Genomic DNA, 19,209 nt, shown 5'->3' on the forward strand with positions numbered 1-19,209 from the left:
GCGGACATTCAGGACTTCGGGTTCTTACGAAACATGGACGCCGGCGGGCCGGGGGCGTCCCGTGACACACCCTCGGTCCCGCCGGATATTCCTCAGGCACGCCGCACCGTCCCCGGTCCGGCCCCGGCCCGCATCCCCTCCCGGGCGAACTCCCGCATCCCCGGCGCGAATTCGACCTCCGCCCGCCACCCCAGCTCCTCCGCGATCCGCCGCGACGAAGCCGTGACGTGCCGGACGTCGCCCAGCCGGTACTCCCCCGTCACCACGGGGGCCGGGCCGCCATACGCCTCGGCCAGCACCCGTGCCATCTCCCCCACCGTGTGCGGCGCCCCGCTCCCCGTGTTGTACGCGGTGAGCGTCCCCGCTTCCCGAGCCGTCCCCCGGCCCGGCCCGTCCGTCTCCCGGTCCGCCATGGCCTCCAGCGCCCGCACATTGGCCGCCGCGATATCCCGCACATGGACGAAGTCCCGCCGCTGGCCGCCGTCCTCGTAGACGGTGGGTGCCTCGCCGCGTGCCAGCGCCGAGCGGAAGAACGAGGCCACCCCGGCGTACGGGGTGTCGCGCGGCATCCCGGGCCCGTAGACGTTGTGATAGCGGAGCGAGACGGCCCGGCCGCCGGTCGCGCGCGCCCATGAGGCGGCCAGATGCTCCTGGGCGAGCTTGGTCGCCGCGTACACATTGCGCGGATCGGCCGGCGCGTCCTCACCGACCAGCCCCGGGCGCAGTTCCGCGCCGCAGTCGGGGCAGTGCGGCTCGAAGCGCCCGGCGTCGAGGTCGGTCACCGCCCGCGGGCCGGGCCGTACGACCCCGTGCGCACGGCATTCGTAGCGGCCCTCGCCGTAGACCACCATCGACCCGGCGAGCACCAGCCTGCCGACCCCGGCCGCGGCCATCGCGGCGAGGAGTACGGCGGTGCCCAGGTCATTGCAGGCCACATAGTGCGCGGCGTCCGCGAAGTCCTTGCCCAGGCCGACCATGGCCGCCTGGTGAGAGACCGCGTCGACGCCCCGCAGGGCGGCGTCGACGGCCCCGCGGTCCCTTACGTCCGCGACGACGCGGTGCTCCCCAGGGCGCGGCGGCGGGGGTTCGGGGTGCGCCGAGGGCAACAGCGCGTCGAGCACGACGGGCTCGTGCCCGCGCGCCACGAGCGCCTCGACGACCTGCGATCCAACGAACCCGGCACCGCCGGTGACCAGTACACGCATGCCGTCACGCTATGCACGGCGGGACGCCACGGCCCGCGCCGCGACGGCCGTGTCATCACTCCGTAAGCACTGAGCACCCGCACTGCCGAACCCATGACGCCGATCGTGCGCGCACCCGGCGCACTCCGGCGAAGCGCCCCGCGCGCCCCCGCTGCGATTCGGTAACAGCGTTGCTCCCGAGGTGATTCAGCGCGGCAAATGTTGCATATGCTCAGGTCGGTGGCCAATTCCCCCACCGCCCAGTGACCCGTCGGAGAACGCCTTGGCCGTGGACAACGGGGAGCCGCGCCCCGGCTCCCGTGTGCTGTGCGCGCTCCCGTATGCGGTCATGGCCTTCGTCGGCGTGGTGGATCTGACCGCGGGCCCCGGTGTCGGTCTGCTGCCCCTGGTCTCCCTGGGGCCCGCTTTCGCCGGGCTGGTCGGCGGCTGGCGCCGTACCGCTCTCGTCGGGTTGATCGCGTCCGTGCTCTGCGTCGGACTGGGGGTGTACAACGGCCTGTTCGAGGGCCGGCGCGGGCTGATCGCCCTGCTGACGGTGGCCGGGGTCACCGCGGCCGGCGTGGTGGCGGCCGTCATGCGACAGCGCCGTGAGCGGGAACTGGCCAACGTCCGCTCGATCGCCGAAGTCGCCCAGCGCGTCCTGCTGCGCCCGGTGCCGCGCGGTGCGGGACCGCTGCGGATCGCCGTCTCGTACACCTCCGCGGTCGCCGAGGCGCAGATCGGCGGCGACCTCTACGAGGTGGTGACCTCGCCCGCCGGGGTGCGGATCATCGTCGGGGACGTGCAGGGCAAGGGCCTTGAGGCGGTGGAGAGCGCGGCGGTGGTGCTGGGCGCCTTCCGGGAGGCGGCACACGACGAACCGGATCTGACGGCGGTCGGTGAGCGGCTGGAGCGGGCGCTGAACCGGCATCTGTCGGGCGAACGGTTCGTGACGGCGGTGCTCGCCGAGATCGGGGACGGCCCGAAGGCGACGCTGCTGAACTTCGGCCACCCCGCGCCGCTGGTCGTCCGCCCCAGCGGCGCGGTCGGCTACGCGGAGCCGCCGGAACGTGCCATGCCGCTCGGTCTCGCCGTCCTCGGCTCGGCGGCGCCGCTCCCTTACGAGGTGCCGTTCGCGCCCGGCGACCAGCTGCTCCTCTACACCGACGGAGTCACCGAGGCCCGCGACGCGGTGGACCGTTTCTACCCCCTCGACGAACGTGCCGGGCTGCTCAAGGACCCCGACCCCGAGGCCGCGCTGCGTGCCGTGCGCGAGGACCTGGTCGAGCATGCCGAGGGGCCGTTGCACGACGACGCGGCGATGCTGCTGGTCCGCTACCGGATGGCGCACTCGGACGAGGAGCGGTGAGCACGCCGGCTCGCGCAGCGGCCTTCCCCCCTTCCCCTCACCTCACTCCAGGGGCAGCCCCGTGTAGTTCTCCGCCAGTTCGGCGGAGGCGTGCCGGGAGGCGGCCAGACGGTCGAGCTGGGCGAGCTGGAGCCGGGTCTCGAACGGGCTCTGGTCCTGTTCGGTGTGCAGGGTCGTCGTCATGAAGTACGAGAAGTGCTCGGCACGCCAGACCCGGCGCAGGCAGGTGTCGGAGTACGTGTCGAGAAGCTCCGTCGCGCCGGTCTCGTACCGCTGGGCGAGGGCGCGGGCCAGGACGGTGACATCGGCGACGGCGAGGTTGAGGCCCTTGGCGCCGGTGGGCGGCACGATGTGCGCGGCGTCGCCGGCCAGCAGCACCCGCCCGTACCGCATCGGCTCGACGACACAACTCCGCATGGGCAGCACGGACTTGGCGGTGAGGGGACCGCGCTCCAGCTTCCACGGGGCGTCGATCGCCGAGCGGGCCGCCAGCTCGTCCCAGATGCGGTCGTCGGGCCAGTCCGCCGGGTCGGTGCCGTTGGGGACCTGGAGATAGAGCCGGCTGACGGTGGGTGTGCGCATGCTGAAGAGCGCGAAGCCGCGGTCGGAGTGCGCGTAGATCAGCTCGTCGCAGGAGGGCGGCACGTCGGCGAGGACGCCGAGCCAGGAGTACGGGTAGTCGCGCTCGTACGTCCGGCGGGCGCGGTCCGGGATCGCGTCCCGGGTGACGCCGTGGAAGCCGTCGCAGCCGACGACGTATTCGCAGGTGAGGGTGTGTTCGCGGCCCTGGTGGGTGTAGCGGACGAGCGGCCGGTCGGTGTCCGCGCCCTCCACCGCGACCGCCTGCGCCTCGAACAACAGCGGTGCCCCCGAGCCGAGTTGAAGCTCTATCAGGTCCTTCACCAACTCCGTCTGGGCATAGACCATCACCCTGCGGCCGCCGGTCAGCGCCGGGAAGTCGAGACGGTGCGCGCGCCGGTCGTAGCGCAGCTCGATGCCGTCGTGGACGAGGCCCTCCCGGTCCATCCGCTCGCCCGCCCCGCAGGCGCGCAGCACGTCGACGGTGCCTTGTTCGAGGATGCCCGCGCGCTGCCGGTGCTCCACGTATGCGCGGTCGCGGGTCTCCAGGACGACGCAGTCGATTCCGGAGCGGTGCAGCAGCCGCGCGAGCAGCAGGCCCGCCGGGCCGCCGCCGATGATGCCGACCGAGGTGTGCTGCGGTGTGCCCATCAGGTGTCCGTTCCTTCGAGGTGCTGGGTATCGAGGTGCCGGGTATCGAGGTGCTGGGTATCGAGGTGTTCGGTGATGATGCGGTCGGCCAGCGCGAAGGCGGTGTTGGCTGCGGGGACGCCGCAGTAGACGGCCGACTGGAGGAGCACTTCCTGAATCTCCAGCGGTGTCAGGCCGTTGCGCAGCGCGGCACGCAGATGCATCGCCAGTTCATCGTGATGGCCGCGGGCCACCAGGGCGGTGAGGGTGATACAGCTGCGTGTCCGGCGTGTCAGGCCGGGGCGGGTCCAGATCTCGCCCCAGGCGTAGCGGGTGATGAAGTCCTGGAAGACCGCGGTGAGGGCGGTGGTGCGGGCGATCGAGCGGTCCACGTGGGCGTCGCCGAGGACGGCTCGGCGTACGGCCGTACCGGCGGCGCGCCGGGCCCGGTCGTCGCACGCCCGGTCATCTGAGCTCCGGGCCTCGGAAGCGCAGTCTTCGGAAGCCCGGTCGCCGGAGGCCCGCTCACCGGCCGGGTGTGCCGCGAGGTGCCCCAGGAGGGCGGCGAGTACGGGTGCCGGGCGTTCGACGTTCGCGAGGTGGGAGGCCCCGGGCAGCTCCACGAGCGTCGCGTCCGGGATGCCGTCGGTGAGTTCGCGGGCGTGTGCGGGCGGCGTGGCCGGGTCGGCGCGGCCCGCGACGACGAGCGTGGGGGCGGCGATGCGCCCCAGGTCGGCGCGTAGGTCGTAGCCGGCGAGGGCGTCGCAGCAGGCCGCGTAGCCGGCGGGATCCACCGTACGGCGCAGCGTGTCGAGCAGGCCCCGGGCGTCCGGGGAGTCGGCGAAGGCCGGGGTGAACCAGCGGGCCGCGGTGGTCTCGGCGACCGGCCCGATGCCCCTCTCCCGTACGAGCGCGGCCCGCTCACGCCAGGCCGCCGGCGCGCCGAACCGGGCGGAGGAGCAGATCAGGGCGAGCGAGGCGACCCGCTCGGGGTGGTGTGCGGCGAGCCAGGCCCCGACGGCGCCGCCCAGCGAGATCCCGGCGTACGCGAAACGGTCGATGCCGAGGCCGTCGGCGAGGTCCAGGACGAGGCGGGCGAGGTCGGGGACGGTGGCGGTAGCGGTGGGCGTGGTCGCGGGCCCTCCCGTGGGCGGGGCGGCCAGTATGTCGGTGCGGGTGCCGCCGTGCCCCGGAAGATCCCAGCGTATGACGCGGAACTGCCGTGCAAGGGAAGGGAGTTGGTGGTCCCAGACGGCGAGTGAGGTGCCGAGCGAGGGGCCCAGGAGGAGTGGCGGCGCGCCTTCGGGGCCGTCGATGGCGTAGTGCACGAGCGCGCTCGGGGGGCCGGCGGGCGGGTGGGTCATGTGGGCTCCTGCGGGTCGAGCCCGGTACGGTCGAGGCCACGGTCCACGAGGGCACGGTCCACGAGGGCACGGGCGGACCCCAAGTAGTCGGTGGGGTCGAGGAGTTGGCGCAGGCGTTTCCCGGAAAGCAGCGCCGCGAGGGCCGGGGCTTCCGCGTGCAGCGCCTCGTACAGGCCGATGCCGTCCGCCATCGCGCGCCGGGCCGCCGCGTCCAGGGTGCGACGGGCCTCGTCGCGGCCGGTCAGGGCGGTGAGGGCCGCGACGAGGCGTTCGCTGGTGATCAGGCCGCCGGTCGCGTCGAGGTTCCGCCGCATCCGTGGGGCGTGGACCTGCAGCCCCGAGGTCAGCTCGGCCGCGTCCCGCGCGGCACCGCCCACCAGCCGCAGGGCGTCGCGCAGCGGCTGCCACTCGGCGTGCCAGGCGCCGGCCGGGCGCTCGTCCTCGGCGGCGAGCGCCCCGTACAGGACCGCGGCCAGCGCCGGGACCTGCCGGGCGGCGGCCGTGATCAGGGTGGCGCGCACCGGGTTGGCCTTGTGCGGCATGGCGGAGGACGCTCCCCCGCGGCCACCCTCGGCGAGCTCGCCGACCTCCGTACGGGAGAGGGTGAGGACATCGGCCGCCAGCTTGCCGAGAGCACCGGCGGTGAAGGCCAGTGCACCGGCGAGATCGGCTATGGGGGTGCGCAGGGTGTGCCAGGGCAGGGAGGGTTCGGCGAGCCCGGTCTCGGCGGCGTACGCGGCGAGGAGGCGGAGGCCGAGGTCGGGGTCGGGGCCGGGACCGGGACCGGGACCGGGACCGGCTGCGGGAGGCTCGGGGGTGCCGCCGTCGGCCTCCGCGTACGCCCCGAACGCCGCCAAGGTTCCCGCCGCGCCGCCCAGTTGAGCGGGCAGCGCGATGCGTACGGCGGCGAGCCGGTCATGGGCGTCGACGACGAGGGCGCGCCAGCCCGCGGCCTTGAGGCCGAACGTGGTCGGTACCGCGTGTTGGGTGAGGGTACGGCCGGCCATCGGGGTGTCGCGGTGCGCGGCGGCCGTAGCGCGCAGCGCGTCGGCGGTACGGCGCAGGTCCGCGAGGACGGTGGCCAGGGCGCGGGCGCAGACCAGCATCGTGGCGGTGTCCAGGATGTCCTGGCTGGTGGCGCCCCGGTGGACGTACGCGGCGGCCTCGGGATCGCATGCGGCGACGGCGGCGGTCAGATCCGCGACCAGGGGGACCACCGGGTTGCCGGCGGCGCGGGCCCGTAGCGCGAGGTCACGCGGGTCGTGACGGTGGGTGTCGGCGGCGGCAGCGGTGACGGCGGCGGCCGCCGACTCCGGTGCCAGCCCGAGTCCGGCCTGCGCCCGGGTCAGCGCGGCCTCGGCGTCGAGCATGGCGCGCAGATAGGCGGCGTCGCCGGTGGCAAGCGCTGCGGCGGAGCCTGCCGAGGACGGGGCCAGCAGCCCCAAGTCGGCTTCCTCGTAAGGGATTTGGGGCGCCGTCGCCTGAGCCTCTGCTTGGTCCTGGGCCTGGACCTGGGAGATGTCATCGGAAGGCAAGGAACACCGTCTCCTCCTGTGCGCCGTCATGGGACCCGTCCGCCGGCCCTTGCAGGCGGACGTCGAACCGGTATCGGGCGGGGCCGTCGGGGCGGGCGAGGAGTGTGCTCGCACGGTTCTCGGGCAGCCCGGACAGCAGCGGGTCGGCGGCGTTGGCCGCCTCGTTCGCCGGGAAGTAGACGCGGGTGAACAGATGGTGGAGCAGTCCCCGGGCGAAGACACAAACGGCGAGGTAGGGCGCAGCGGCGGGCCGCCCGGCCGGGGCCGTGGCGGGGAGCGTGCGCACCACGTAGTGGCCGTCGGCGTCGGTCGGGACGCGGCCGAATCCGGTGAAGCCCACGCCGTCGCGGCCGAGCACTGCCCCCGTGGCGGGATCGCGGCGCAGTGAGCCCGGCGCGCCCGTCAGGCCGCCGTCGGGGCCCGCCTGCCAGAACTCCAGCAGCGCGTCCGGCACCGGCGCACCCGCTCCGTCGTAGACGTATCCGTGCACGGTGATCGTGTCGGGATGGCCCACGGGCGCGATCTGCTCCCCTCCGGGGAACGGCAGGGCGTAGCCGTAGAAGGGGCCGACGGTCTGCGACGGGGTGGGGGCGAGCGGGGACCGGGACGGGGATGGGGATGGGGACGGGGACGGGGACGGTGACTGCGGGTCGGGGGTGCGGGTCATAGGCGGCCTTCCTCGATCCAGGTGGCGGACGGCCCGTCGAGGATCACGTCCCAGCGGTAGCCCAGCGACCATTCGGGGCGGGAGAGTTCGTGGTCGTAGGCGGCCACCAGCCGCGCCCGCGCGCCGGGGTCGGTGACCGAGGCGAGGATCGGGTCGTACGGGAACAGCGGGTCGCCCGGGAAGTACATCTGGGTGACCAGCCGCTGGGTGAAGGCCGAGCCGAAGAGCGAGAAGTGGATATGGGCCGGGCGCCAGGCGTTGTCGTGGTTGCGCCACGGGTAGGCGCCGGGCTTGATGGTGGTGAACGCGTACCGGCCGTCGTCATCGGTCAGACAGCGGCCGACACCGGTGAAGTGGGGGTCGAGCGGGGCGGGGTGCTGGTCGCGCTGGTGGGCGTAGCGACCCGAGGCGTTGGCCTGCCAGATCTCGACGAGCTGACGGCGTACGGGGCGGCCGGTGCGGTCCAGGATGCGGCCGCTGACGGTGATGCGTTCGCCGAGCGGCTCGCCCGCGTGCTGCCGGGTGAGGTCGGCGTCCAGGTCGGTGACGTCCGTGACGCCGAACGCGGGGCCGCTCAGCTCGACCGCCTCCGGGTCGGCCAGCCCGTCGATCTCGACCAGCGGCTGGCGGGGGTGGCGTGCGGTGCTGCTGCGGTACGGGGTGAAGTCCCGGGCGGGGTGGTCGGGCGCGGGGCCGCCCGCCGCACGGTCGTGTGCGGCGGCGTGCAGGGCGGCGATCTCGCTGCTGATGTGGGCCTGGGTGGGGAGGTGCGGTGCGGGAGGGGCCACGGACGGCGTCGGTGTCGGTGGCGTTATGAGTGACTCTGGTGGCTCTGGTGTCGGTGGAGTTGGTGGAGTTGGTGGAGTTATGAGCGGCTTCGGTGCGGGTGGAGTCATGGGTGCCGTCTCCAAGTGGTTGTGGTTACGGGCCGGGCGCGGCGGGGCAGGGCGAGGGGCGGCCGACGAGCCGCCCTACCGCTCCAGTACCACCGCCAGCCCCTGCCCCACTCCGATGCACAGCGTCGCCAGCCCGGTACCGGAGCCCGCGGCCGCCAGCCGGTGGGCCACCGCGCCGGCGATCCGGGCCCCGGAGGCACCGAGGGGGTGGCCGAGGGCGATCGCGCCGCCGTGCGGGTTGACGATGCCGGGGTCGAGGCCGGGCCAGCCTCCGAGACAGCCGAGCGCCTGGGCGGCGAACGCCTCGTTCAGTTCGACGGTGTGCAGCTCGCCGAAGCTCCGACCGGCCTTCTCCAGGGCCCGTTCGGCGGCGGCGACCGGCCCCAGGCCGAAGTACTGCGGCTCGATACCGGTGACGGCGCTGCTGCGGATACGGGCGAGCGGTTCGCACCCGGAAGCGCGCAGTCCCTGTTCGTCCATCAGCAGCAGCGCGGCCGCGCCGTCGTTCAGCGGCGAGGAGTTGCCGGCGGTGACGGTCCCTCCGTCCTTGCGGAACACCGGGCGCAGCGCCGCCAGCGCCTCGGGGGAGGTGTCCGTGCGGATGCACTCGTCGCGCTGAAGGGCAGCGCCTGCGTACGGCACCACTTCGGCGTCGAACGCACCGTCCTTCCACGCCCGCGCGGCCTTCTCATGGCTGGCGACGGCGTATGCGTCCTGCTGGACGCGGGTGATGCCGTAACGGTCGGCGATCAGCTCCGCGCCCTCGCCGAGGGCGACGGTCCACTCTTCCGGCATCCGCGGGTTGGTCAGCCGCCAGCCCAGGGTGGTGGAGTGGAGGGTCTGCGGCCCGGCCGGAAAGGCCCGTTCGGGCTTGGGCAGCACCCATGGCGCGCGGCTCATCGACTCCACCCCGCCGGCGATGGCCACGGAGGCATCGCCGAGGGCCACCGCCCGCGCGGCCTGGATGACCGCCTCCATTCCCGAGCCGCAGAGACGGTTGACGGTCACGCCCGGCACGGTCACCGGGAGCCCGGCGAGCAGCACGGCCATCCGGGCCACGTCGCGGTTCTCCTCGCCCGCGCCGTTGGCGTTGCCGAGGTACACATCGTCGATCAGCGCCGGGTCCAGTCCCGGCGCGCGGTCCACGAGGGCCTTGACGACATGCGCGGCGAGATCGTCGGGGCGTACGCCGGACAGCGCGCCGCCGTATTTGCCGATGGGGGTACGGACGGCGTCGACGACGTAGACGTCCCGGAGACGGCCGGCAAGGCGACCGGAATCGCGGCCGGCAACGCTTTCGGTGCTGCCGTGGGTGCTGCTTTCGGTGGTCAAGACGCGTCCTTTCGGGACGACGACGTGCGGCCGACGGCCGGGCGGGAGCCGGGATCTTGGTGTGCGGCGGCGGCCTTCAGGGCGCGCAGGGCGGTGAGTTCGGCCTCGGTGGGCGGGGCGGTGACGCCGAGCCGCGGGGCCTGCTTGAGGTCCCAGCCGGTGGCGTTCCGTACCTGATCGGCCGTCACGCCCGGATGCAGCTCGGTGAGGACGAGTTCGGCGGTGGCCGGGTCGGGGCGCAGCACGCCGAGGTCGGTGATGACGGCGGTCGGGCCGGCTCCGGGCAGGCCGAGGGCCGCGCGGTCCCGGGGGCCGCGGCCGTGGCCGAGGGTGGTGACGAAGTCGAGGGCGCCGACGAAGTTGCGGCGGCTGTGCCGGAGGACCATCAGCACCTGCCCGCAGTTGGCGGCGATTTCGGGTGCCCCGCCCGCGCCCGGCAGCCGCCCTTCGGGCCTGTCGGGGCCTCGGTGCACGGCGGTGGTGTTGATGTTGGCGAAGCGGTCGACCTGCGCGGCGCCCAGGAAGCCGACGTCGATCCGGCCGCCCTGGAGCCAGTAGTTGAACATCTCGGGGACGGAGACCACCGAGTCGGCGGTGTCGGCCAATTCGCCGTCCCCGATGGACAGCGGCAGCCGGGTCGGCTTGGAGCCGATGGTGCCGGACTCGTAGATGAGCACCAGGTCCGGGTTGACGGTCCGGCGCGCCAGGTTGGCGGCGGTGCTGGGCAGGCCGATCCCCACGAAACAGGTGCGCGCGCCGGCGAGTTCGCGGGCGGCGTTGACCTCCATCAGTTCGTCGGGGGTGCAGGAAGGCGGCCGGGAGGGAGTGTGGGCGGGGGTGGGGACGGGGGCATGGGCGGGGGCGGACTCCGAGGCGACCGCTCCCGACTCCCCCGGTTCCCCCGCCTCCCGTCGCTCCCCCCGCACGCTCTCCTCCAGCCACCGCCCGAACGCCTCCCGATCCCGCGAAATGCCGTCCCACGCCTGGTAGAAGGCGTTGTCGCGGACCGAGTAGCCGGCCGCGTAGGAGGGGTGGGCGCCGCCGGGGACGACCGCGACCGCGTCGACGACCCAGGTGGGCAGGACGATGCCGCCCGGGTGCGGCGCCAGCTCGTCGACGATCTCCTCGACGGTGACCAGGACGCGCCGGGCGGCGAGCGCCGCTTCCTTCTGTACGCCGGTCAGGCCCCAGAACTGGACGTTGCCGGCCCGGTCGGCCCGTTGGGCGTGGATGACGGTGACGTCCGGGTTGAGGGCGGCGACAGCGGCGAGCTCCTCGCCGGTGAAGGGGCAGGTGACGGTGGCGACCGTGGACGTACGGGCCGGGATGTCGCTGCCGCGGTAGCCGCGCAGCACCGCGAACGGGAGCCTGGAGGCGCCCGCGGCATAGCGGTTGGCCATCCCGGCGTGGCTGTGTTCGTCGATCTCCAGCGGGACGGGCCAGCCGTTCTCCACCGCGTCCCGGAAGCGGTGCAGGGAGCCGACGCCGGGGTTGCCGCCCCAGGAGAAGACGAGTTTGCGGGCCGCGCCGGCGCCGATCAGCTGGTCGTAGACCACGTCCGGGGTCATCCGGGCGAGCGTGAGGCCGGTGATGCCCTGGCGGATGATCTCGTGCGCCGCGGCGAACGGGATCAGATGGGTGAACCCCTCCAGGGCCACGGTGTCCCCGTCGTGGATCAGCTCCTTGACGGCGTCGTGCAGGGAACGGATGTCGGCCATGTCCTCGCCCTCGGGTCGTATGGGCACCACGCGACCGCCATGGACCGCTCGGCGGCAGCGCGTTCGCCCTCGCGTTCACGCTCGCGGTCGGCCTCGTGTCCGGCCCCACCAGGCTTGTTCGCATAGTGAACTTAAGTTCATAATGAGCTGTCCCTGAGTTTGGCCGCCGTCCCCCGCCCTGTCAACGGTCGGCCGGGTACGGTTCCGACGAGATCGCCGCACCGTGGAGAGTCCATGACCGACCCCGAGCCCACCGCCCCGTCCTCGCCGTCCGCGCCGTCCTCGCCCTCCGCGCCGCCGGAAGCGGTGGGACCGCTGATGCGCAGCCTGTCCGTGCTGCGCGAGTTGACGGCCGGCGGCGGCCGGCAGGCCGTGGGCGACCTGGTGCGCGGCACCGGGCTCGCGCGCTCCACCGTCGACCGCGTGCTGAGCACCCTCACCCGGCTCGGCTACGTAAGGACCGAGGGCCGGGACGCGGTGCTCGCGCCGCGCCTGCTGGAGCTCGGCAACGCCTACCTCGCCGCCTCCGAACTCCCCGACCGGCTCGGCCCGCTCGCCGACCGGCTGGCCGACGAGCTCGACGAGTCCGTCTCGCTCGCGGTGCCGGACGGCGACGGGGTGCGCTTCGTCCATCAGGCGACCCGCCGCCGTGCGATGTCGCTCGCCTTCCGCATCGGCGATCTGCTGCCGGCCGAGCGGGGCGCGCCGGGCGCGCTGTTCGCGGACGAGTGGCAGGCGGAGGACTGGGCGCGCTGGCGCCGCCGCCGTGCCGTCGACCCGACGGACGCCGGCTTCCCGGCCGTACCGCCGCGGCGCGCCGACGACACCTCCGCGGCCGCCGTTTTCGAGGCCCGGGTGGCCGCGGCGCGCGCCGCCGGCTGGTCGCTGGACGACCAGCTCATCGAGCCGGGCCTGATCGCGGTGGCGATGCCGGTCCGGGACGCGTCAGGGCGCGCGGTCTGCGCGCTCAGCGTCGTCAGCCACACCAGCCGGCTCGGCCCCGAGGAACTGCCGGACGCGGTACTCCCCCGGCTCCGCGACACGGTGTCCGCCATGGAGGACGCGTTGAGCGCGCCCCAGGACGGGCCGCCCTCGCACCCCGCCCCCGACGCGGAATCCGGGCCGGGCCACGCGTCCTGGATGCGCGCCTCCAAGCAGGAGTTGGGCCCCGAGTTCGTCGAATCGATGGCGCGCGGGCTGATCACGCTCACCGCGTTCGGGGCCGGGCGCGCCGAGCTCCCGCTCAGCGCCGTGGCGGAGGCCACCGGGCTGGCCCGCGCCACCGCCCGCCGAGCCCTGATCACGCTGCAACACCTCGGCTACATCGCCACCGACGGCAAGCTCTTCCGCCCGACGCCGAAGGTCCTGGAGCTGGGCTTCGCGCATCTCTCCGGCCTGACACTGCCCGCCATCGCCCAGCCCCATCTGGCCTCCCTGGTGGAGCGGGTGCACGACTCCGCCTCGATGGCGATCCTGTCCGGCGACGACATCCAGTACGTGGCGCGGGTCCCCACCGTGCGCATCATGAGCGTCAACATCACATTGGGCACCCGGTTCCCGGCGTATCCGACCTCGATGGGGCGGGTGCTGCTCGCCGGCCTGCCCCCGGCGGAGCTGTCCGCGCGGCTGGCCCTCACCGATCTCCGGCCGCTCACCGGGCACACGGTGACCGATCCCGACCGGCTACTGGCCCTCGTGGATCAGGTACGCGCCGACGGCTACGCGCTGGTCGACGAGGAGCTGGAGGAGGGCCTGCGCTCGATCGCCGTGCCGGTACGCGACCGCGGCGGCCACGTCGTCGCCGCGGTCAACGTCTCGACGCACGCCGGGCGTTGCACGGCGGACGAGGCCAGGGAGAGCATCCTGCCGGCGCTGCGCGAGGCGGCCGCCGGCATCGAGGCCGATCTGCATGTCGCGGGTCGGTACGCACGGATCCCGGTGCTGTGACGGGACGGCGCGGTGACGGTGCAGTGTGGGGACGAAACGACCCTGCGACCGCACGACACTGCGACGGGACCGGCAGCCCGGTTCTCAGGACTACGCCCGGACCGGCTCCGGTGACGGCTCGTCCGCCCGCCGCCCGATACGGCGCGCGAGCGGCACCACACCGATCGCGACGGCGCCCATCAACCCCGCCAACGCGAAGACCGTGAAGCCCAGTTGGTCGTTTCCGCTCGCGGCCAGCGTGCCGCCGAGCCACGGGCCGACCACCGCTCCGGTGCGTCCGATGCCGGTGACCCAGCCGATGCCGGTGGCCCGCTCGTGCGCCGGGTAGACGCGGTTGGCCGCCGCGTACACCATCACCTGGGCGCTGAAGAGCACGACGCCGGTGGCGGCGACGACCACATAGGTGAGGCCGAGCGGCAGGTGCGCCCCCAGGAGCAGCGCGCCGCCGGCGGTGAGCAGGAACCAGGTGACGGCGACCCGGACGGGGCCGTAGCGGTCGGCGATGGGGCCGGCGACGAACATGCCGACGATGGCTCCCACGTTGATGATGAGCAGGAAGCTGACGGAGGACGTGAGGCCGTAGCCGGAGGCGCGCATCATCTGGGGCAGCCAGGTGTTGACGCCGTAGATCAGCAGCAGACCGCAGAACGAGGCGAGCCAGAGCAGTGGGGTCGCCCAGCGCGCGCCGGGGTGGAAGAGCGCCCGGATCGCGTCGAGGCGACCCTTGGCTCCTTGGGTCGGCGCGTCGGCGGGGACGGGGCGGGCGATTCCGTAGCGGTCGGCGATGGCATCGGCGTCCGCGGCGCGGCCCTTGGCCAGCAGCACGCCAGGGGATTCGGGCAGCAGTCGCAGCAGCAGGGGGGCGGCGACGAACGCGGGCAGCACACCGGCCCAGAAGACCCAGCGCCAGCCGAGCGCGGGGGCGAGGGTCAGGCCCAGGCCCGTCGCGAACATGCCGCCCACGTGGTACGAGGTCATCAGCAGGCCGGTGGCAAGGGCGATCCGGCGCGGCGGCGCGAACTCCATGACCAGGGCGAGGCAGATGGGCATCAGGCCGCCCAGTCCGAGGCCGGCGAGGAAGCGTCCGGCGCCGAAGAGTTCGGGTGAGCCGGCCAGGGCGCAGACCGCCGACCCCGCGGAGAACAGCAGCACGCTGGCGACCAGGACCGGGCGGCGGCCGAGCCAGTCGGTGACGGTGCCGGTGCCGAGAGAGCCGATCAGCATGCCGAAGGTGGTCCAGCTGCCGATCGTGCCGGCCGCGCCGGGGGTGAGCCCGAAGCCGGGGTCGTCGAGCATATGCGGCATGACGGCGCCGTAGACGCTGACGTCCATTCCGTCGAAGAACACGGCGAGCCAGCACAGTGCCAGGACGGGCGCTACGGAGCGGAAGGTGTGGCGCCGGACGGCGGGCACGGCGGGGCCGGACGTGCCGGCGGATGAGGGGTTACCGGTTGGCGGCATGAGGACCTGACCTCGGATTCGCAGGAGATTCGAGAGGCGCGGGAGATTCGAGATTCACGGTTGAGATTCACGATTGTTCGCGTAGTGAACTTTCGTTCGCTAGGTGGTGGCAAGGATCATCTGCCCGAGCCCGGGGGCTGTCAATGCCTTGCGCAGGCCATGATGCAGCGCCCGTGACTCCGGTCATACGACCCACGCCCCGCCCGGTTCATCCGCTTCCCGTCGGCTCCTCCGTACCGTGTGCGCCATGGCAGCCACCACCCACACGGTCACGAACCAGCCTCCGCCGCTGGTCGGATACGACGTCTTCACCGCCGACCCGGTCCTCACCGAGGGCATCGCCCGGTACGCGGCGGACGCCCATATCGACGAGGTACGGGAGGAGCTGAGCAGGCTCGGGCAGGCGGCCGGCTCGGCGCACGCCCAGCGCTGGGCCGAGCAGGCCAACACCCATCCGCCGGTGCTGCGGACCCATGACCGCTATGGCCACCGCATCGACGAGGTGGAGTTCCACCCGGCCTGGCACCGGCTGCTCGGCCACGCCGTCACCGCCGGCCTCACCGACGCCTGGACGCGCCCCGACGGACACCTCCGCCGCACCGCCGGGTTCCTCGTGTGGACCCAGGTCGAGGCGGGGCACGGCTGTCCGCTGTCGATGACCCATGCGGCGGTGCCGGCGCTGCGCGCCGAGCCGGCGCTCGCGGCGGAGTGGGAGCCCAGGCTGACCTCGCGGGTCTACGAGCGCGAGCTGGGGCCGGCCGCCGAAAAGCCGGGCGCGCTGGCCGGGATGGCCATGACGGAGAAGCAGGGCGGCAGCGACGTACGCGCCAACACGACGCGCGCGGAGCCGCTGGCCGCGGACGGCGAGTACGCCCTCACCGGGCACAAGTGGTTCTGTTCCGCGCCGATGTCGGATGTCTTCCTGGTGCTGGCGCAGGCGCCCGGGGGACTCACCTGCTTCCTGCTGCCCCGGGTGCTGCCGGACGGCACGCGTAACTCCTTCCGCATCCAGCGACTCAAGGACAAGCTCGGCAATCGCTCCAACGCCTCGGCGGAGGTGGAGTTCGACGGGCAGACCTGGGCGCGCCGGGTGGGCGAGGAGGGACGGGGCGTGGCGACGATCATCGAGATGGTCGCGGCGACCCGGCTGGACTGCGTCAGCGCGTCGGCGGCGGTGATGCGGCAGGCGGTGGCGCAGGCCGTGCACCACGCCGCGTACCGGGAGGCGTTCGGCGGGCCGCTGATCGACAAGCCGCTGATGCGGAACGTGCTGGCCGATCTGGCGCTGGAGTCGGAGGCGGCGACGACGCTGGCACTGCGACTGGCGGCCGCGTACGACGGCGGCACCGAGCGGGACCGGAACTTTCTGCGGCTGGCGGTGCCGGCCGCCAAGTACTGGGTGACCAAGCGGTGTACGCCGGTGGCGGCGGAGGCGCTGGAGTGCCTGGGCGGCAACGGCTACGTCGAGGAATCGGGGATGCCGCGGCTGCTGCGCGAGGCTCCGCTGAACTCGATCTGGGAGGGCTCGGGCAACGTCCAGGCGCTGGACGTCCTGCGGGCGCTGCAACGCGAACCCGCCGCGCTGAACGCCTTCCTGACCGAGATCGGTACGGCCCGCGGCGCGGACCACCGGCTGGACCGGGCGATCAAGGCCCTGCTCACCGAACTCGCCGACCTGGACGGAATCGAGGCGCGCGCCCGGCGGCTGGTGGAACGGATGGCGCTGGTCCTCCAGGGCTCGCTGCTGGTCCGGTACGCGCCCCCGGAGGTCGCGGACGCCTTCTGCGCCTCCCGGCTGGGCGGCGACGCGGGCGCGGCCTTCGGCACCCTGCCGCACACACTGGACCTGGCGTCCATCGTGGAACGGGCCCGGCCGGTGCCGGCGGGGTAGGGTCCCGGCGGTCGTGCCGCCGGGAGATGCCGGATGCCGGGTGGTGTCCCGCCGATCGCGCGGCAGACGACGGGAACGTGCTGCGACCCACGGGAATCCCGTCAGGCGCCCCACGACGGGAATGCCCTTCGGCACCCCCACGACGGGAATACCGCCCGGCACCCCCGCGTTGTGGCCCCGCAGGGGGGCCTCGCGACCCTTAGGGGATCTGTTCGACCAACCCCTAGGGGACCTGTTCGACCAACCCGCCAAAGGCATCCAGCCAAAAGCATCCAGCGCGGCGGCGGCTCCCCGTCACCCTCGGGGGCGCTCCTCAGGGGCGCCCTTCAAGGGACGGGGACAGGGGGTTACCGCCGCCGCGCCGGTCGGGGAGCGGTGCCGCGCCGACTCGGCGCCGCTCCCGGTCTCAGGTCCATCTCGGCGGGTCCGTCGCGGTACGCCCGCGCAGCGCCGCGTCGATGGCCACGATGATGTCGGCGTCGGGTACGTCCGGCCGGAAGCCGACCAGCGCGCCCCGCGCCTCGTAGTAGCGGATGACACGGCAGGCGTCGCGGATGCCGGGGCCCTCGCCTTGCACCTCCCCCGCGCGCGTCCGGGCGGGGCCCAGCAGATGGACGACGAGATCCGCGAAGGCCAGCGCGGGCAGCAGGCCGCCGACGCCCGCCACCCGGTCGAGCAGTTGGGGCGCACCGTCGATGACATAGCCGTCCGCGGGCGGTGGCTGACGGTTGATCAGCACGTCGACGGCGGGCATCCGGGGAATCCCGTAATGGTCGGCCAGCCGGGCGGCGCGCGCGATCCGCAGTCCCTCGTTCGCGCCGATCACCACGATGCGCGGAGCGGCCACCATGGTGAGCCCCCTCCCACACGGTGCTGACTTGGCGCGCGGCCGACGGCGTCCTTGGTGGACAACCGCGGGTCCCCCGACGGGTGACCGGGCAACCTCGGTGTGGACGCCACCGGCCGCGCATCCCAGATTCCCCGCAAGCGTCATAGGCCACAACGGTTGCAAGCGGTTGCAGTGGATCTGTGGAATGGCCCTTTCCGGAACGGCCGCTGACGGCACGATGGGCACCGACCGAACCGTCCCGGCCGTCCAGGCGATCAGTGCCCAACGGGAGCAGCGTGAGCGAGACACCGATCAACCGGGCCGTCTGGTCGGCCCATGACGTCCGCGAGACGGCGCGCAGGATCGCCTCGGTCCGGGAGGCAGCGCTGGCCGGTGAGCCGCCCCCGGACGGGCCGTCGGACGCGCCCCGCCCGCTGATCGGCGAATCCTGGCTGCGTGCGCTGGGGTCGGGTGTGGACCCGGACCGGGACAGCCGGCAACGCCTGCTGTCCGTCGCCGAGTTGGAGCACCGTCGGCAGCACTCCCAGCTGGCGACGGTGCTGCCGGTCCTCAACGAAGGACTGCTGGCGACCTCCGACGCCGCGCAGCAGATCATGGTCGTCACCGACGCGGACGGGCGGGTGCTGTGGCGGGAGGGCTGTGCGCCGGTCCGGCGGATGGCCGACCGGTTGGGCTTCGACAAGGGCGCCGACTGGACGGAGGGCGTCGTCGGCACCAACGCCATCGGCACCGCGCTGGTCGCCAGGCGCCCGGTGCTGGTGCATTCCGCCGAGCATTTCGTCCGCAGCCACCACCAGTGGACCTGTGCCGCCGCGCCGCTGCACGACCCGCGTGACGGACGCCTGTTGGGCACCGTGGACATCAGCGGCCCGGCGCACACCTTCCACCCCACGACGCTCCCGCTGGTCTCCGCGGTCGCCCGGCTCGCGGAAGCCGAGCTGCGTACCCGCCACCAGCTGTCCCTGGAGCGGCTGCGGTCGAGCGCGGCGCCGATCCTGGCGCGGATCGGCGGCCGCGCGCTGGCCGTCGACCCCCACGGCTGGATCGCGGGGGTCACCGGTATGACCCCGCCCGACCGGGTGGCGCTGCCCAGGGCGCCCGCGGCCGGACCGCTGTGGCTGCCCCGGTACGGCATGTGCACGCTGGAGCCGCTGCCCGGCGGCTGGCTGGTCCGCGTCGGGCGGCCGGAACCGGTCCCCGGGCCGAGCCGGGTGCTGCTGGACGTCAGCGCCCGTGACGGCGCGAGCATCACCGTCACCGGACCGGTGGGCGACTGGTCGCATGAGCTGACCCCGCGCCATGCGGAGCTGCTCTTCGTCCTGGCCGCGCATCCGGAGGGACGCACCGCCGCCGAGCTCGCCCGGGACCTGTTCGGTGACGGCGGCCGTACGGTCACGGTGCGGGCCGAGCTGTCGCGGCTGCGCCGCCATCTGGGCGGTGTGCTGGCCCACCGGCCGTATCGCTTCGCGGACGGGGTGCAGGTGGAGCTGCGGCTGCCGGCCCGGCCGATGCTGCTGCTGCCGCACTCGTCGGCGCCGGCGGTGGCGGCGGCGCGGAGGGGGGAGGGAGTGATTCAGGGGGAGTGATTCAGGTGGCACGCCGGGGGCGTGCGGGTCGGCAACGCGGCGCCGGGCTGCCGACCGCCGGGCTGCCGTCCCACCAGATGGACCTCTGTTCCGTGATGTGGAGACGGCCCGGCCCCCGCGCCGGGCGTACGGGCCCGCCACGGCTGCCCGCCCAGGCGCATCCGTCCACGACCGACCGCTCGTCCTCCGGCCCCCATGCC

General features: G+C 73.8%; 14 protein-coding genes and 1 pseudogene. 4 read left to right on the forward strand and 11 right to left on the reverse strand.

Annotated features, from left to right (window positions below; all coding sequences use genetic code 11):
- Window positions 1-92: 92 nt before the first annotated feature.
- The gene (locus FCH28_RS24995) at window positions 93-1,205 is read right to left on the reverse strand and encodes an NAD-dependent epimerase/dehydratase family protein (RefSeq protein WP_136742390.1); all 1,113 of its coding nucleotides are present in this window, start codon (window positions 1,203-1,205) and stop codon (window positions 93-95) included.
- A 328-nt stretch (window positions 1,206-1,533) separates the two neighbouring features.
- Here FCH28_RS24995 and FCH28_RS25000 point away from each other — a divergent pair, with 328 nt between their 5' ends.
- The gene (locus FCH28_RS25000; RefSeq protein ID WP_136742552.1) at window positions 1,534-2,553 is read left to right on the forward strand and encodes a PP2C family protein-serine/threonine phosphatase; all 1,020 of its coding nucleotides are present in this window, start codon (window positions 1,534-1,536) and stop codon (window positions 2,551-2,553) included.
- Window positions 2,554-2,595: 42 nt separating this feature from the next.
- On the opposite strand, the gene FCH28_RS25005 is transcribed toward FCH28_RS25000, so the two are convergent.
- The 8 genes and pseudogenes from FCH28_RS25005 to FCH28_RS25040 all read right to left on the reverse strand — a co-directional run.
- Entirely contained in the window at window positions 2,596-3,783 is a 1,188-nt protein-coding gene (locus FCH28_RS25005; protein WP_136742391.1) for a 4-hydroxybenzoate 3-monooxygenase, read from the reverse strand.
- Window positions 3,783-5,126 (reverse strand): bifunctional 3-oxoadipate enol-lactonase/4-carboxymuconolactone decarboxylase PcaDC, encoded by a 1,344-nt coding sequence (pcaDC, locus tag FCH28_RS25010; RefSeq protein WP_136742392.1) that lies wholly within the window; start codon window positions 5,124-5,126, stop codon window positions 3,783-3,785. Before pcaDC ends, FCH28_RS25005 begins: the two co-directional genes overlap by 1 nt.
- The gene (gene pcaB / locus FCH28_RS25015; protein WP_136742553.1) at window positions 5,123-6,592 is read right to left on the reverse strand and encodes a 3-carboxy-cis,cis-muconate cycloisomerase; all 1,470 of its coding nucleotides are present in this window, start codon (window positions 6,590-6,592) and stop codon (window positions 5,123-5,125) included. The genes pcaDC and pcaB overlap by 4 nt, the downstream gene beginning before the upstream one ends.
- 55 nt (window positions 6,593-6,647) lie before the next feature.
- The gene (gene pcaG, locus FCH28_RS25020; RefSeq protein ID WP_136742393.1) at window positions 6,648-7,328 is read right to left on the reverse strand and encodes a protocatechuate 3,4-dioxygenase subunit alpha; all 681 of its coding nucleotides are present in this window, start codon (window positions 7,326-7,328) and stop codon (window positions 6,648-6,650) included.
- On the reverse strand, window positions 7,325-8,116 hold the full coding sequence (gene pcaH / locus FCH28_RS25025) for a protocatechuate 3,4-dioxygenase subunit beta (RefSeq protein ID WP_246103170.1): 792 nt from the start codon (window positions 8,114-8,116) through the stop codon (window positions 7,325-7,327). Before pcaH ends, pcaG begins: the two co-directional genes overlap by 4 nt.
- Window positions 8,117-8,299: 183 nt before the next feature.
- Window positions 8,300-9,556: a thiolase family protein gene (locus FCH28_RS25030; RefSeq protein ID WP_136742395.1), complete on the reverse strand. Its 1,257-nt coding sequence runs from the start codon at window positions 9,554-9,556 to the stop codon at window positions 8,300-8,302.
- On the reverse strand, window positions 9,553-10,344 hold the full coding sequence (locus FCH28_RS25035; RefSeq protein ID WP_136742554.1) for a CoA-transferase subunit beta: 792 nt from the start codon (window positions 10,342-10,344) through the stop codon (window positions 9,553-9,555). The genes FCH28_RS25030 and FCH28_RS25035 overlap by 4 nt, the downstream gene beginning before the upstream one ends.
- Window positions 10,345-10,473: 129 nt before the next feature.
- Window positions 10,474-11,274 (reverse strand): annotated as a pseudogene (locus FCH28_RS25040) (CoA transferase subunit A); the annotation flags it as partial.
- Between the two features lie 234 nt (window positions 11,275-11,508).
- Between FCH28_RS25040 and FCH28_RS25045 the strand changes: the two are divergent.
- Window positions 11,509-13,221: an IclR family transcriptional regulator domain-containing protein gene (locus tag FCH28_RS25045; protein WP_136742396.1), complete on the forward strand. Its 1,713-nt coding sequence runs from the start codon at window positions 11,509-11,511 to the stop codon at window positions 13,219-13,221.
- Between the two features lie 90 nt (window positions 13,222-13,311).
- Here the strand turns inward: FCH28_RS25045 and FCH28_RS25050 are convergent, their stop codons facing one another.
- Window positions 13,312-14,682: an MFS transporter gene (locus tag FCH28_RS25050; RefSeq protein ID WP_136742397.1), complete on the reverse strand. Its 1,371-nt coding sequence runs from the start codon at window positions 14,680-14,682 to the stop codon at window positions 13,312-13,314.
- Between the two features lie 247 nt (window positions 14,683-14,929).
- Here FCH28_RS25050 and FCH28_RS25055 point away from each other — a divergent pair, with 247 nt between their 5' ends.
- Window positions 14,930-16,573 carry an acyl-CoA dehydrogenase family protein gene (locus tag FCH28_RS25055; RefSeq protein ID WP_136742398.1) on the forward strand — a complete coding sequence of 548 codons (1,644 nt, stop codon included), beginning with the start codon at window positions 14,930-14,932 and terminating at the stop codon, window positions 16,571-16,573.
- 406 nt (window positions 16,574-16,979) lie between these two features.
- Here FCH28_RS25055 and FCH28_RS25060 read toward each other — a convergent pair whose 3' ends face one another.
- Window positions 16,980-17,423 (reverse strand): hypothetical protein, encoded by a 444-nt coding sequence (locus FCH28_RS25060; protein WP_136742399.1) that lies wholly within the window; start codon window positions 17,421-17,423, stop codon window positions 16,980-16,982.
- A gap of 275 nt (window positions 17,424-17,698) precedes the next feature.
- Here FCH28_RS25060 and FCH28_RS25065 point away from each other — a divergent pair, with 275 nt between their 5' ends.
- The gene (locus FCH28_RS25065; RefSeq protein WP_136742400.1) at window positions 17,699-19,009 is read left to right on the forward strand and encodes a helix-turn-helix domain-containing protein; all 1,311 of its coding nucleotides are present in this window, start codon (window positions 17,699-17,701) and stop codon (window positions 19,007-19,009) included.
- Window positions 19,010-19,209: the final 200 nt, after the last annotated feature.

It is taken from the genome of Streptomyces piniterrae (genome assembly GCF_005048155.1).
GTDB classification, from domain to species: domain Bacteria; phylum Actinomycetota; class Actinomycetes; order Streptomycetales; family Streptomycetaceae; genus Streptomyces; species Streptomyces piniterrae.